Genomic DNA, 13,090 nt, shown 5'->3' with positions numbered 1-13,090 from the left:
TCAGCGCGGGGCGAGCAGTTCCCGCAGGGCCAGGTCGAGCGAGGCGAGCAGGCCGGTGTGCACGTCGCCACCGGGTTCGGCGTGCAGCATGCGGCTGGCCAGGCCCTCGGTCAGCGCGATCACCAGCTCGGCCAGGCGCACCGCGGGCAGGTCGGTGCGGAACTCGCCGTTCTGCTGCCCGTGCTGGATGAACCGGGTGGTCACGTCCGTGGTCCACGCGTAGTCCGCACGCAGCTTGGCCACCCACTCGGGCCGGGTGGCCGCCTGCGCGGTGAACGCCAGCACCACCAGCAGCTCCGAGCGGCTCTGCGCGTCCAGCGGCAGCGCGGCGAGGGCGTACCGCCGCAGCACGTCCAGGATCGGGCCGGTGGTGTCGACTTCGCGCCAGCGTTCGACCAGCACCAGCCCGGTCAGGTCGAAGGCTTCCCGCAGCATTTCTTCCTTGGTGGCGAAGTACTTCTGCACCGCGCCGGCGGAGATCCCGGCTTCGGCGGCGACCGCGCGGATGCTCACCGCCTCGATGCCTTCGCGCGCGACGAGGGTGAGCAGCGCGGCGGCGATCTCACGCTTGCGCTCGGCTCGGTCGACCACCTTGGGCACGGTGCCACCGTACCTTGACGGCAGGTTTAGGATACAGTCGTATTCTCAAACCAGGGGGGATGGGATGACCGCCGCGGCGAAACGCGACCGGCTGGCCGCCGGGCTCACCAGGGGGCCGGCCGAGGTGCTGGACTTCTTCCTGCCGCTGTGGGCGGGCAGTCACCTGGCCGCGTCGGCGGCCGAGGTGGGGGCGTTGACCGCGCTGGAGACGCTGGTGTCGTTCGCCGTGCGGCCGGTGGCCGGCGCGCTCGCCGACCGGTTCGACCGCGGTCGGCTGGCCGCGCTCGGCGCTGTCCTGTATGGACTGTCCTTTGTGGTGTACGCGGTGACGCCGGTGCTTTCGTGCGCCTACGGGGCGGCGGTGCTCGGTGGCGCGGGCGGGGCGCTGTTCTGGGTGGCGCTCCGCGCCCGGGTCGGGGCACGGATCGGCGAGGACGACGGTGCGTTCAGCAAGCTGTTCGCCGCCGAAGGCACCGGGACGTGGATCGCCTTCGTGGTGGCGATCCCGCTCGTCGCGCGCATCGACTACCGCGGGGTCTTCGCGCTCGGTGCCGCGGCCTGCCTGATCGCCGCGGTGGTGCTGGGGTCGACGTCGTCCAACCGCACGCCGCTGCCGGACGACGCGCCCAAGTTCCGGCAACTGGGCGGGCGGATGTGGCCGATGCTCGGCATCGTGGTGGTCACCGCGCTGGCCGAAGCCGGGGTGGCGTTGCTGCTGCTCATGCACCTGCAACGCGGTCACCAGCTGGAACTGGGTGAGATCGCCGCGGTGTTCCTGCCCGGGTTCATCGTCTACAGCGTGCTGCCCGACCACCTGCACCGCGTGGTGCGCCGGGTCGGGCGCCGGAAGGTGCTGTCGCTGGCGATGGTGAGCAGCGCGTTGTTCGCGGCGGCGCTGTCGTTCGCGCCGAACCCGCCGGTGCTGGCCGTGCTGTGGGTGCTGTCGGCGGTCGCGTTCGCCGCGGCGGTGCCGGTGGAGCAGGCCATCGTCGCCGAGGCGGCGGGGGTGAGCCTGGGTCGCGGCATGGGCATCTACGAGGGCGCCACCCTGCTCGGCGCGACGATCGGCGCGTTCACCGCCGGCCTGCTCTACTCCGCCGGGGACGGCTGGTGGGTGGCCTGCCTTGGCGCGGCGGGGCTGCTGCTGCTCACCTCGGTTCTGGTGCCGAAGGCGGTGGCCAGGATCGGTGTCACCGACCGGCCGGTGGAAGTGGTGACCACTCCGCGGCCGGAAGCCGAGCCGAAGCCGCCATCCCGGCCTGAACCCCGGCCCGCACCCGATCCAGCGCCGGAAGACGCGGAGAAGCGGCGCAAGGGGGGTGGCTGGCGCAACTGGGCCATCCACGCGGCCGTCTTCGCCGTGGCGCAGGCCGGCCTGGCGATCGCCGGGTACAGCTGGCCACTGGCGGCTCTGGGCAGCACCGACCCGGACTTCATCCTGAACGACAGCGGTCACTGGCTGCTCGACGCCGGCCGGATCTGGTGCCTGGTCTTCCTGGTGGACACGGTCTGGACCGGCTGGGCCCTCCTCCGGAAGAGGGATGGCTGACTTGCTGACAATCTGTCTAACATGACGAGATGTCTCACAGGTGGGTGACGGCCGGCGACGGCGTGCGGCTTTCGGTGCGGGAATCCGGGCCCGCGGACGCGCCGGTGGTGCTGGCGGTGCACGGCTATCCGGACAACAGCTCGCTGTGGGACGAAGTCGCCACCGAGCTGCGGGGGCTCTACCGCGTGGTGGTCTACGACGTCCGGGGCGCCGGGGAGTCGGACAAGCCGAAGGCCCGGGCCGCCTACCGGCTCGACCAGCTCGCCGCCGACCTCGCGGCGGTCGCCGACGCCGTCAGCCCCGACGCGCCGGTGCACCTGCTCGCCCACGACTGGGGCTCGATCCAGGCGTGGCACGCGGTGACCGGCGACTGGGCCCCGGGCCGGATCGCCTCGTTCACCTCGATCTCCGGTCCCAGCCTGGACCACGCCGGCGCCTGGTTCCGCGCGCAGCTGACCCGGCCGACGCCGAAGCGCCTGCGCAACGCCCTCCACCAGCTGCTGCATTCGCAGTACATCACCGCGTTCCAGCTCCCGCTGCTGCCGGAGTTGTGGTGGCGCACGGGTTTGATGCGCCGACTGATCGCCAAGCTGGAGCCCGCCGAAAAGGCCCCCGAGGTCTCCGACGGCATCCACGGCCTCGAGCTGTACCGCGCGAACATCCTGTCCCGCCTCGGGCGCCCGGCACCGCGGAAGGCGAGCGTGCCGGTGCAGGTGCTCGCGCCCACCGGTGACGGCTTCGTCAGCACCCCGATGCAGACCGAGATCGAGCGCTGGGTGCCGGACCTGCGGGTCCGCCGGATCACCGGTTCGCACTGGGTGGTCCGGTCGAAACCGGGCCTGATCGCCCGCGCGGCCACCGAACTGGTCGAGCACGTCGAAGGCGCGCCGGAGCCGCGGGCGCTCGCGCGGGCGAGGGTGACCGCCGAACCACGCGGCCGCTTCGCGCACCAGCTCGTGGTGGTGACCGGGGCGGGCAGCGGGATCGGCCGGGCCACCGCGCAGGCGTTCGCCGGTGCGGGTGCCGACGTGGTGGTCACCGACATCAACGCGCGAGCCGCCGAGGAGACCGCGAGGCTGGTGCGCGGGCACCACTACACAGTGGACTCTTCGGACGGCGAAGCGGTGCGGGCGTTCGCGGAGGCGGTGCGCGCCGAGCACGGGGTACCGGACGTGGTGGTGAACAACGCGGGCATCGGCGTGTCCGGCCCGTTCCTCGACACCGGCGTGGACGACTGGGAACGCGTGCTCGACGTGAACCTCTGGGGTGTGATCCACGGCTGCCGCGTGTTCGCCGAGCAGCTGGTGGACCGCGGCGAGGGCGGGCACATCGTGAACCTCGCGTCGATGGCGGCGTACGTGCCGTCGAAGATCCTGCCCGCCTACTCGACCTCGAAGGCCGCGGTGCTGATGCTCAGCGAGTGCCTGCGGGCGGAGCTGGCGGCGGAGAACATCGCGGTGACCGCGATCTGCCCCGGCGTGGTGCACACCGGCATCACCGAACGCACCCGGTTCGTCGGGGTGGACGAAGTGGAGCAGCGGCGGCGGCAGCGCCGCAGCACCAGCCTGTACGCCAAGCGGAGCTTCGGCCCGGAGAAGGTGGCACGCGATATCCTGCGCGCCGTGGAGCAGAACACGGCGGTCGCGCCGTCCACCCCGGAGGCGAAGGCGGCACTGGTGCTGTCCAGGCTGACGCCGGGCGTGCTGCGGGCGGCCGCGAGACTGGACCTCACGCCGAAGTGACCCGCAAACCCCGGCGCATGTCGCGTGAAGCGCGGCGGGTGGACCTGATCACCGCGGCGCTGGACCTGTTCAGCACCAATCCGCCGGAACAGGTCTCGGTGGACGACATCGCGGCGCGGGCGGAGGTGTCCCGGCCGCTGTTCTACCGCTACTTCTCCAGCGTGCGCGAACTCCAGGTGGCCGCGTTGCGCACGGTCACCGACGGCCTGATCGACCGGCTGGTGACCGGGGCGGAAGGCGCGCCGCTGGACCGGTTGCGCGCCGTGGTGCGCGGGTTGATCGCGGTGGCGGAGGAGTACCGCGCGGGTTACCTCGCCTTGCTGCGCAGCGGATCCGTGATCGCCACCTCGGAAACCGAGGCGCTGGTCGACCAGGTGCGCAACCGCGCCGTCGAACTCATCCTCACCGAGGCGGGGGTGGCCGAGCCGTCACCGATGCTGCTGGTCACCCTGCGCTGCTGGACGGCGGTGGTGGAGAACGCGTTGCTCAGCCTGCTGCAGCGGGGCGCACCGGCCCGCGACGAGCTGGACACCTGGCTGGTGGACCAGCTCGTCGCGATGCTGGCGGTGACCGCGGTGCACGATCCCTCCGCGGCCGCGATGAGCTACCTGACCGAGTCCCAGCCCTCGACCTCTTCCGGCTGACGCGGGCCGGGGCCGACGTACTCGGCCGACGGGCGCACCAGGCGGCCGGTCTTCTTCTGCTCCAGGATGTGCGCCGCCCAGCCGGCGGTGCGGGCGGAGCTGAACATCGCGGGCATCATGTGCAGCGGGACCTGGGCGAAGTCCAGGATGACCGCGGCCCAGAACTCGACGTTCGTCTCGATCGCGCGGTCGGGACGGCGCTCACGCAGCTCGGCCAGCGCGGCCTGCTCCAGCGCGGCGGCCACCTCGTAGCGCTCGGCACCCAGCTCGCGGCAGGTCCGGCGGAGCACCCGGGCCCGCGGGTCCTCGGCGCGGTAGACCCGGTGGCCGAAGCCCATCAGGCGCTCCTTGCGGTCGAGGATGCCCTTGACCACGGCCCGCGCGTCACCGGTGCGCTCGGCCTCGGCGATCATCGGCAGCACGCGCGCGGGCGCGCCACCGTGCAGCGGCCCGGACATCGCGCCGATCGCGCCCGACAGCGCCGCCGCCACGTCCGCGCCGGTCGACGCGATCACGCGGGCGGTGAAGGTGGAGGCGTTCAGGCCGTGCTCGGCCGCCGAGACCCAGTACGCGTCCACGGCCTTGACGTGCGCGGGATCCGGCTCGCCGCGCCAGCGGACCATGAACCGCTCGGTGATCGTCGACGCCTCGTCGACCCGCGCCTGCGGCACGGCGGGCTGCCCGGTCCCGCGTGCCGACTGGGCGACGTAGGACAGCGCCATCACCGACGCGCGGGCCAGCTGGTCACGGGCCTCTTCGTCGCTGATGTCGAGCAGCGGCTGGTAACCCCAGATCGGCGCCAGCATGGCCAGCGCGGCCTGCACGTCGACGCGGACGTCGCCGGTGTGCACCGGGATCGGGAAGGCTTCGGCGGGCGGCAGGCCCTGGCCGAACCGGCCGTCGACGAGCAGGCCCCAGACGTCACCGAAGCTGACCTTGCCTGCCAGGTCCTCGATGTCGACCCCGCGGTAGCGCAGCGCGCCGCCGTCCCGGTCGGGTTCGGCGATCTCGGTGCGGAAGGCGATCACGCCCTCCAGCCCCGGGCGGAAGCCGTCGTCCGCCACGGGTGCGGGTGGTGCTGGTGATACCGGCGCTGTCGTCACGTTGACGGAACCTTTCGATGCGCGTTCCCCGAATGATTTGGCGTGCGTGGCGCGGCAGGGGACGGCACTTGCGCCCCATCGCGCGATGGACAAACCATCCTCCTGTAACCGGCCGGGAGCAATCGAAAGAAGTCGTGGTTTCGGTCACGATTACGAGAACGATTCAGAAGATCGGGTGTCCTGGACGTAAATCCTGTGTTTCGGGAACCGGTCCGGCGGGGTGCGCGGTGGTAGACCTCTGGGCATGCACCTCTCGCCGCAGGAGCGCGACAAGTTGCTGGTCCACGTGGCCGCGGACGTGGCCCGGCGGCGGCTGGCGCGCGGGGTGAAGCTGAACCACCCCGAAGCCGTCGCGTTGATCACCGACCACGTGCTCGAAGGCGCTCGGGACGGCCGCACGGTCAGCGAACTGGTGGCCAGCGGGCGGACCGTGCTCGGCCGGGAGCAGGTGCAGCCCGGCATTCCGGAAATGGTCGATTCGGTGCAGGTCGAGGCGACCTTCCCGGACGGCACCAAGCTCGTCACCGTGCACGATCCGATCGTCTGAAGGAGCGCGCGTGCGGCCAGGAGAGATCATCACCGGCGACGAGCCGGTCGAGCTGAACCCCGGGCGGGACCGCGTGGTGCTGCGGGTGCGCAACACCGGCGACCGCCCGGTGCAGGTCGGCTCGCACTACCACTTCGCCCAGGTCAACCCGGCGCTCGAGGTCGACCGCGAACGGGCCGCCGGTCGGCGGCTGGACATCCCGGCCGGTACGTCCGTGCGCTTCGAACCGGGCGTGGAACGCGAGGTCGTGCTGGTGCCGATCGCCGGGCGCGGGGTGGTCCCCGGACTGCGGGGGGACTGACCGTGGCCCGGATCGACCGCGAGCGGTACGCCGAACTGTTCGGCCCGACCACCGGCGACCGGATCCGGCTGGCCGACACCGACCTGCTGGTCGAGGTCACCGAGGACCGGAGCATGGGGCCGGCCTCCGGTGACGAGGTGCTCTTCGGCGGCGGCAAGGTGATCCGCGAGTCGATGGGCCAGGGCCTGGCGACCCGCGCGGAGGGCGCACCCGACCTGGTGATCACCGGGGCGGTGGTGCTGGACCACTGGGGCGTGGTCAAGGCCGACGTCGGCGTGCGCGACGGCCGGATCGTCGGCATCGGCAAGGCGGGCAACCCCGACACGATGGACGGGGTCGATCCCGCGCTGGTGCTCGGCCCGGCCACGGAAGTGCTGGCGGGCAACGGGAAGATCCTCACCGCCGGTGGCATCGACTGCCACGTGCACTTCATCTGCCCGCAGCTGGTGGACACCGCGCTGGCCGCCGGGCTGACCACGCTGGTCGGCGGCGGCACCGGCCCGGCGGAGGGCAGCAAGGCCACCACGGTCACGCCCGGGGCCTGGAACCTCGGCCGGATGCTGCGGGCGATGGACCAGCTGCCGGTCAACGTCCTGTTGCTGGGCAAGGGGAACACCGTGCGCGCCGAGGCGTTGCGCGAGCAGCTCGTGGCCGGTGCGGGCGGGTTCAAGCTGCACGAGGACTGGGGCAGCACGCCCGCCGCGATCGACGCCTGCCTCACCGTGGCGGGCGAATCCGGGGTGCAGGTGGCCATCCACACCGACACGCTGAACGAGGCCGGGTTCCTGGAGTCCACTGTGGACGCCATTGGCGGGCGGCCGATCAACGCCTACCACACCGAGGGCGCCGGTGGCGGGCACGCGCCGGACATCATCCGGGTGGCCGGGCTGCCGAACATCCTGCCGTCGTCGACCAACCCGACCCGCCCGCACACCGCCAACACCCTCGACGAGCACCTCGACATGCTGGTGGTCTGCCACCACCTCAACCCGTCGGTGCCCGAGGACCTCGCCTTCGCCGAAAGCCGCATCCGGCCGACCACCATCGCCGCCGAGGACGTGCTCCACGACCTCGGCGCCATCTCGATGATGAGTTCGGATTCGCAGGCGATGGGCCGGATCGGCGAGGTGGTCATCCGCACCTGGCAGACCGCGCACGTGATGAAGCGCCGCCGGGGTGCGCTGCCCGGCGACGGCGCGGCGGACAACCTGCGGGCTCGTCGTTATGTCGCCAAGTACACGATCAACCCGGCGATCGCGCACGGCATGGACGCCGAGATCGGTTCGGTGGCGGTCGGGAAGCTGGCCGACCTGGTGCTGTGGGAACCGAAGTTCTTCGGGGTGCGGCCGCACGTGGTGCTCAAGGGCGGGTTCGCGGCGTGGGCGGCGATGGGTGACGCCAACGCGTCCATCCCGACCCCGCAACCGGTGCTGGCCCGGCCGATGTTCGGGGCTTCACCGGCGGTGGCCGCGGAGACCAGCCTGACCTTCGTGGCGCCGGAGGCGGTCGAGGCCGGGATCGGGGCCCAGTTGGCCGCCCGGGTGGTGCCGGTGGCGAACACGCGGAACCGCGGCAAGGCCGACATGGTGCTCAACGACGCGCTGCCGGACATCCGGGTGGACCCGGACAGCTTCGCGGTGCACGTGGACGGGGAACTGGTCGAACCGCAGCCGGTCGGCGAACTGCCGATGGCCCAACGGTATTTCCTGTTCTGATGAACGCAGCGGCGTTGCTCGTGGCGGACTCCCGGTTCCCCGGGGGCGGGCACGTGCACTCCGGTGGCCTGGAGGAAACCGTGGTGCGCAAACTGGTCCGGACCGAACGCGACCTGCCCGCCTTCCTCGGTGGACGGTTGCGGACGGCGGGTGTGCTGGCGGCTTCGTTCGCCGCCGCGGCCACCCGGCAGCCGGACTGGGCACTGCTGGACGCCGAACTCGACGCCCGCACCCCCTCCGCGGCGCAACGGGAATCCTCACGCGCGCAGGGCCGGGGGACCGTGCGCGCGGGCAAGGTCGCCTGGCCGTCGCCGGTGCTCGACGAACTGCTGCGCGTCACCCCGCGCCCGCACCACCCGATCGCGGTCGGCGCGCTCACCGGCATCGCCGGGGGCGGTCCGGAGGACGCCGCGCTGGCGGTGGCCTACCTGGCGGTCAGCGGCCCGGCGAGCGCGGCCGTGCGGCTGCTCGGGCTGGACCCGTTCGTGGTGAACGCCGTGGTGGCCCGGCTGTCCGGGGAACTGCACGCGGTCGCCGCCGCGGCCGCCGCCGTCGCGGGGGCGCACCCCGCCGAACTCCCGGCGCCGGGCGCACCGGCGCTGGACCTGCTCGCCGAAGCGCACGCGCGCGGACACCAGGAAGAGGTGCGTCTCTTTGCCAGCTGACGGACACGGACACGGTCACGTGCACCCGGTCAACTTCGATCCCACCGCCACCGAACCGGACCAGTTCCCGGCCGAGTCGATGGACGGGCGGCCGTACCGGATCGGCATCGGCGGCCCGGTCGGCAGCGGCAAGACCGCGCTGGTGGCCGCGTTGTGCCGGGCGCTGGGCGGCGAGCTGGACCTGGCCGTGGTGACCAACGACATCTACACCACCGAAGACGCCGACTTCCTGCGCCGGGCGGGCGTGCTCGACCCCGAGCGGATCGAGGCGGTGCAGACCGGCGCCTGCCCGCACACCGCGATCCGCGACGACATCACCGCGAACCTGGACGCCGCCGAACGGCTGGAGGAACGGTTCCCCGGCCTCGACCTGATCATCATCGAGAGCGGTGGTGACAACCTGACCGCGGTGTTCAGCCGCGGCCTGGCCGACAGCCAGGTGTTCGTGGTCGACGTCGCCGGCGGTGACAAGGTGCCGCGCAAGGGTGGTCCCGGCGTGACCACCGCCGACCTGCTGGTGATCAACAAGATCGACCTCGCCCCCCTGGTCGGCGCCGACATGGCGGTGATGACCTCGGACGCGCACCGGATGCGCGGTGAGCTGCCGGTGATCACGCAGTCCCTCGTGGACACCCCGGACGCACCGGCGGTGGCCGGCTGGGTGCGGTCGCTGCTGCCGGTCAGCGCGGGGTGAAGGCCACCGCGCGGCTGGTCGCCGAGCTGGACCCCGCCGGGCGCACGGTGTTGCGGGAGCTGCGGTCGATGGCCCCGCTCACCCTGTTCCCGCGACGGCGGTTCACCAGGGACGCCTTGGTGCACCTGGTCAATTCGGCGACCTCGCCGCTCGGTGGCGACGAACTCCGGCTGTGCGTGCGGGTCGGCGCGGGTGCGCGGCTGACGTTGTCCGGGTTGGCCGCGACGCTCGCACTCCCCGGACCGCACGGGGAGGCGAGTTCGTCGGTGGTCGAGGTGGTGGTCGAGGCGGGCGGGTGGTTCGAGTACCTGCCCGAACCGACCGTGGTCACCGGCCGGGCGCGGCACACCACCGAGCTGCGGGTTTCGCTGGCTGGTGACGCGGTGTTCCGGGCCCGCGAAGTGCTGGTGCTCGGGCGTGAGGGCGAGGCGCCGGGGCGGTTGCGCACCACGCAGCACGTGGTGCGCGACGGGCGCCCGGTGCTGCGGCAGACGCTGGACGCCGGTGACCCCGCACTGGGGGCGAGCCTGGCCTTCCTGGCTGGTCACCGGGTGCTGGCGACGGAGATCCGCTGCTCCGGCGAGGTGGTGCCCGCCGGGGGTGGCCAGTGGTGGTCGGTCAGTCCGCTGGCCGGCGGGGGTGCGCTGGTCACGGCGCTCGCCGACAGCACCGTGGAGGCCGAGCGAATGCTCAGCTGCGGGTGATCGCGGCGAGCATGAGGTCCTTCAGCTCGGCGGAGACGTCCGCCACCGGGAGCGGGGGTTCGTGGGCCTGCCACTCGCGGAGCAGGCCGGTGGCCGCGCCGACGAGCGCGATCGAGGTGAGCCGGTAGTCGCGGACCGGCGCGAGGCCGTGCTGTGCGGCGCGCTCGGCTTCGGCGGCGATGAACTCGGCCCAGCGCCTGACCCAGTCCTGGTGCTGGCGTTCGAGTTCGGGGCTGACGCCGACCGCCTCGACGTAGTTGAGCCGCGGGAGGCGGGGATCGGCGGTCACCGTGGCGACGAAGACGTCCAGCGCGGCGGTGATCCGGGTGACGGCGTCCAGCTCACCGAGTTCGTCGAGCTTCGCGCCGACGCGCTCGTAGGCGGCTTCGTTGATGCGGGCGTGCAGGGTCAGCAGCACCTGCTCCTTGCTGCTGAACTCCTCGTAGAAGTTGCGGGTGGACACGCCGGCCTCGGCGCAGAGGCGGGCGATCTTGGTCTGGGCGTAACCGTCGGCGGTGAACCGCTCCAGCGCGGCGGCGAGCAGCTTCTCCCGGCGCTCGGCGCGGCGCTGCTCGGGCGCGATGCCGCCATAGGTGCGAACCACCCGACCTCCAACCGGTGAATTTCGGTAACGCCGATTGCCAAATGATACCGGGCCGCCTACATTGCGAAAATCCTGATTTTCGGAATTCCGGGAGCGACGATGCGCCGAGCCCTGGCCGTCCTGTCCGTTGTGCTGGTCGCGTTGACCGGTGCCCTGCCCGCGCAGGCGGCCGGTCCGCCGCTGCCCTCGGAAGACCCCTTCTACACACCGCCCGACCAGCTCACCGGCGAGCCGGGTGAGGTGCTGCGGCGGCGGTCCGTCGAGGTGAAGGTCGGCCCGTTCCCGGCGCCGGTGAAGGCGTGGCAGCTGCTGTACCGGTCGACCTCGGCGACGGGTGAGGCGAACGCGGTGTCCGGCACGCTGCTGCTGCCGCCGACCCCGTGGCGGGGCGGGCCGCGCCCGTTGCTCACCTACGCCGTCGGCACGCACGGGATCGGGGACGCCTGCGCGCCTTCGTACCGGTTGCGGACCGGCACGGAGAACGAGGTCGCGCTGCTCGGGCAGGCGCTGGGCAAGGGCTGGGCGGTCGTGCTGACCGACTACGAGGGCCTCGGCACGCCGGGCACGCACACCTACGCCACCGGGCAGTCCGAAGGCCGCGCGATGCTCGACGCGGCGCGGGCCGCCTTGACCGTCGGTGAGGCGGGGCTTTCACCGGACGCGCCGGTCGGCGTGCTCGGTTACTCGCAGGGCGGACAGGCGGCGGCTTTCGCCGGGGAGTTGCAGCCGGCGTACGCGCCGGAGTTGAACGTGGTCGGCGTCGCGGCGGGCGGGGTGCCCGCGGATATGACGGCTGTCGCGCGGTTCAACGACGGTGGCGCCGCTTTCGGGCTCGTGCTGGGTGCGGCTTTGGGGCTTTCCACGGCTTATCCGGACGTGCCGTTCTCGTCGATGTTGAACGAGCGCGGGCGGGAGGCGGTCGAGCGGATCGAGGACGCCTGCACGCTGGAGTTGGGCGCGGCCGCGCCGTTCGCCCGGTTGCGCGACTTCGTGACGGTGCCGGATCCGCTGGGCGACCCGCGCTGGCAGGCGCGGCTGGGGGAGAACCGGGCGGGGGACGGGGTGCCGTCGGCGCCGGTTTTCCTGTACCACGGGACGCTGGACGAGCTGATCCCGTTCGAGGTGGGGCGGGGGTTGCTGTCGCGGTACTGCGCGCGGGGGGCGGCGGTGCGGTGGCAGGCGCTGCCGTTGCTGGAGCACATCGGGGGCGTCGCGGTGGGCGGTCCGATGGCGATCGAGTGGCTGGGGGAGCGGGTGGCGGGAAATCCCGTTCAGTCGAGTTGTTAGGGGCGGGCGGGGAGGGGTGGTTGCGTTGGGTGCCGCCCGCTCGGCCGTGGAGCTGGAAGCCGGGCTTGAAAGCGGGGTGGGTGGGTAGTCCCCGGTGGACGTTTGGCCGTAGGTGAGCGCTGAGTTACCGGCGGGGGAAATCGAGGTGGCGCGAGTCACCGTTCTGTGGGTTTCGCCACCGCAGCGCAAGCCCTACCGTCGGGTGCATCGATGACGGCCCCACAGGGCACGGAGGTTGCGGAACATGCCGGAGCTTGACAACGCGAACGGGGTGGCCGACGTAGCCATTCGGCTGCCCGGCATGCGGGTGGCCTACGAAGGCGAGTCGCTGGACGAAGAGAGCCTTGCGTCGACCTGGACCGAGCAGTTGCAGTCCTGGCTGGACCAGGCGATCTCGGCGGGGGTGCCGGAGGCCAACGCGATGGTGCTGGCCACCGCCGACGGGGACGGCAGGCCCTCCTCCCGCACGGTGCTCTGCAAGGGTCTGGACCAGCGCGGGGTGGTGTTCTACACGAACTACACCTCGAACAAGAGCCACGACCTCACCGTCACGCGCTACGCCTCGGCGACCTTCCCCTGGTACCCGCTGCACCGCCAGGTGCACGTCCGCGGTGAGGTGGAGAAGGTCGACATCACCGAGACCGCCGAGTACTGGGCCTCCCGCCCGCGCGGGTCGCAGCTGGGTGCCTGGGCCTCCCCGCAGTCGCGGGTGGTGGACGGCAGGCGCGCGCTGGACAACGCGCTGCACGCGATCGAGCGCCGCTTCGCCGATGTGGAGGAGGTGCCGTTCCCGCCGCACTGGGGCGGGTGGCGCATCCGGCCGGACGTGGTCGAGTTCTGGCAGGGCCGGCGCGACCGCCTGCACGACCGGCTCCGCTACGTCCGCACCGACGACGGCTGGAAGGTCGAGCGCGTCGCGCCGTAGTGAAAATCAC

At 72.3% G+C, this 13,090-nt stretch carries 14 protein-coding genes; 11 read left to right on the top strand and 3 right to left on the bottom strand.

Annotated features, from left to right (window positions below):
* Complete coding sequence (locus AC07EG_RS03685) at positions 1 to 600, bottom strand: TetR/AcrR family transcriptional regulator (RefSeq protein WP_478251441.1); 600 nt, start codon at positions 598 to 600, stop codon at positions 1 to 3.
* 64 nt (positions 601 to 664) lie between these two features.
* Here AC07EG_RS03685 and AC07EG_RS03680 point away from each other — a divergent pair, with 64 nt between their 5' ends.
* The 3 genes from AC07EG_RS03680 to AC07EG_RS03670 are packed head-to-tail and all read left to right on the top strand — an operon-like array spanning position 665 to position 4,535.
* Positions 665 to 2,149 carry an MFS transporter gene (locus tag AC07EG_RS03680; protein ID WP_478251440.1) on the top strand — a complete coding sequence of 495 codons (1,485 nt, stop codon included), beginning with the start codon at positions 665 to 667 and terminating at the stop codon, positions 2,147 to 2,149.
* 29 nt (positions 2,150 to 2,178) lie between these two features.
* On the top strand, positions 2,179 to 3,891 hold the full coding sequence (locus AC07EG_RS03675; RefSeq protein ID WP_478251439.1) for an SDR family oxidoreductase: 1,713 nt from the start codon (positions 2,179 to 2,181) through the stop codon (positions 3,889 to 3,891).
* Positions 3,892 to 3,908: 17 nt separating this feature from the next.
* Positions 3,909 to 4,535: a TetR/AcrR family transcriptional regulator gene (locus AC07EG_RS03670; RefSeq protein WP_478251438.1), complete on the top strand. Its 627-nt coding sequence runs from the start codon at positions 3,909 to 3,911 to the stop codon at positions 4,533 to 4,535.
* Here AC07EG_RS03670 and AC07EG_RS03665 read toward each other — a convergent pair.
* On the bottom strand, positions 4,496 to 5,638 hold the full coding sequence (locus AC07EG_RS03665) for a citrate synthase 2 (RefSeq protein ID WP_478251437.1): 1,143 nt from the start codon (positions 5,636 to 5,638) through the stop codon (positions 4,496 to 4,498). The two genes, AC07EG_RS03670 and AC07EG_RS03665, sit on opposite strands and share 40 nt — an antisense overlap.
* Positions 5,639 to 5,882: 244 nt before the next feature.
* On the opposite strand from AC07EG_RS03665, the gene AC07EG_RS03660 reads away from it, so the two are divergent.
* From AC07EG_RS03660 to AC07EG_RS03635, 6 genes are read left to right on the top strand one after another with little or no spacing between them, the layout of a single operon-like run.
* Complete coding sequence (locus tag AC07EG_RS03660) at positions 5,883 to 6,185, top strand: urease subunit gamma (protein WP_478251436.1); 303 nt, start codon at positions 5,883 to 5,885, stop codon at positions 6,183 to 6,185.
* Positions 6,186 to 6,195: 10 nt separating this feature from the next.
* Positions 6,196 to 6,486, top strand: coding sequence for an urease subunit beta (locus AC07EG_RS03655; RefSeq protein WP_478251435.1), 291 nt, complete (start codon positions 6,196 to 6,198; stop codon positions 6,484 to 6,486).
* Positions 6,487 to 6,488: 2 nt separating this feature from the next.
* On the top strand, positions 6,489 to 8,201 hold the full coding sequence (locus tag AC07EG_RS03650) for an urease subunit alpha (RefSeq protein ID WP_478251434.1): 1,713 nt from the start codon (positions 6,489 to 6,491) through the stop codon (positions 8,199 to 8,201).
* Positions 8,201 to 8,866 carry an urease accessory protein UreF gene (locus AC07EG_RS03645; protein ID WP_478251433.1) on the top strand — a complete coding sequence of 222 codons (666 nt, stop codon included), beginning with the start codon at positions 8,201 to 8,203 and terminating at the stop codon, positions 8,864 to 8,866. Before AC07EG_RS03650 ends, AC07EG_RS03645 begins: the two co-directional genes overlap by 1 nt.
* Positions 8,856 to 9,560, top strand: a complete 705-nt coding sequence (gene ureG / locus AC07EG_RS03640) for an urease accessory protein UreG (RefSeq protein WP_478251432.1) — start codon at positions 8,856 to 8,858, stop codon at positions 9,558 to 9,560. Before AC07EG_RS03645 ends, ureG begins: the two co-directional genes overlap by 11 nt.
* Complete coding sequence (locus tag AC07EG_RS03635) at positions 9,557 to 10,264, top strand: urease accessory protein UreD (RefSeq protein WP_478251431.1); 708 nt, start codon at positions 9,557 to 9,559, stop codon at positions 10,262 to 10,264. Before ureG ends, AC07EG_RS03635 begins: the two co-directional genes overlap by 4 nt.
* Here AC07EG_RS03635 and AC07EG_RS03630 read toward each other — a convergent pair.
* The gene (locus AC07EG_RS03630; protein ID WP_478251430.1) at positions 10,251 to 10,868 is read right to left on the bottom strand and encodes a TetR/AcrR family transcriptional regulator; all 618 of its coding nucleotides are present in this window, start codon (positions 10,866 to 10,868) and stop codon (positions 10,251 to 10,253) included. The genes AC07EG_RS03635 and AC07EG_RS03630 overlap by 14 nt on opposite strands.
* A 99-nt stretch (positions 10,869 to 10,967) precedes the next feature.
* Here AC07EG_RS03630 and AC07EG_RS03625 point away from each other — a divergent pair, with 99 nt between their 5' ends.
* Both AC07EG_RS03625 and pdxH read left to right on the top strand, forming a co-directional pair.
* A complete protein-coding gene (locus AC07EG_RS03625; RefSeq protein WP_478251429.1) occupies positions 10,968 to 12,155 on the top strand; it encodes a lipase family protein in 1,188 nt (395 codons plus the stop codon).
* 244 nt (positions 12,156 to 12,399) lie between these two features.
* Entirely contained in the window at positions 12,400 to 13,080 is a 681-nt protein-coding gene (gene pdxH, locus AC07EG_RS03620) for a pyridoxamine 5'-phosphate oxidase (RefSeq protein ID WP_478251428.1), read from the top strand.
* Positions 13,081 to 13,090 lie beyond the last annotated feature (10 nt).

This window comes from Amycolatopsis sp. NPDC045836 (genome assembly GCF_056431745.1).
The sequence above is the reverse complement of the archived record's forward strand: the minus strand, read 5'-3'. Positions and strand labels throughout refer to the sequence as shown.

Bases quoted from the DNA above. Each gene is read 5' to 3' on its own strand.
- AC07EG_RS03645 (WP_478251433.1), top strand. From the start codon at position 8,201: ATGAACGCAGCGGCGTTGCTCGTGGCGGACTCCCGGTTCCCCGGGGGC.
- AC07EG_RS03625 (WP_478251429.1), top strand. From the start codon at position 10,968: ATGCGCCGAGCCCTGGCCGTCCTGTCCGTTGTGCTGGTCGCGTTGACC.
- AC07EG_RS03675 (WP_478251439.1), top strand. From the start codon at position 2,179: ATGTCTCACAGGTGGGTGACGGCCGGCGACGGCGTGCGGCTTTCGGTG.
- AC07EG_RS03670 (WP_478251438.1), top strand. From the start codon at position 3,909: ATGTCGCGTGAAGCGCGGCGGGTGGACCTGATCACCGCGGCGCTGGAC.
- AC07EG_RS03660 (WP_478251436.1), top strand. From the start codon at position 5,883: ATGCACCTCTCGCCGCAGGAGCGCGACAAGTTGCTGGTCCACGTGGCC.
- pdxH (WP_478251428.1), top strand. From the start codon at position 12,400: ATGCCGGAGCTTGACAACGCGAACGGGGTGGCCGACGTAGCCATTCGG.
- AC07EG_RS03680 (WP_478251440.1), top strand. From the start codon at position 665: ATGACCGCCGCGGCGAAACGCGACCGGCTGGCCGCCGGGCTCACCAGG.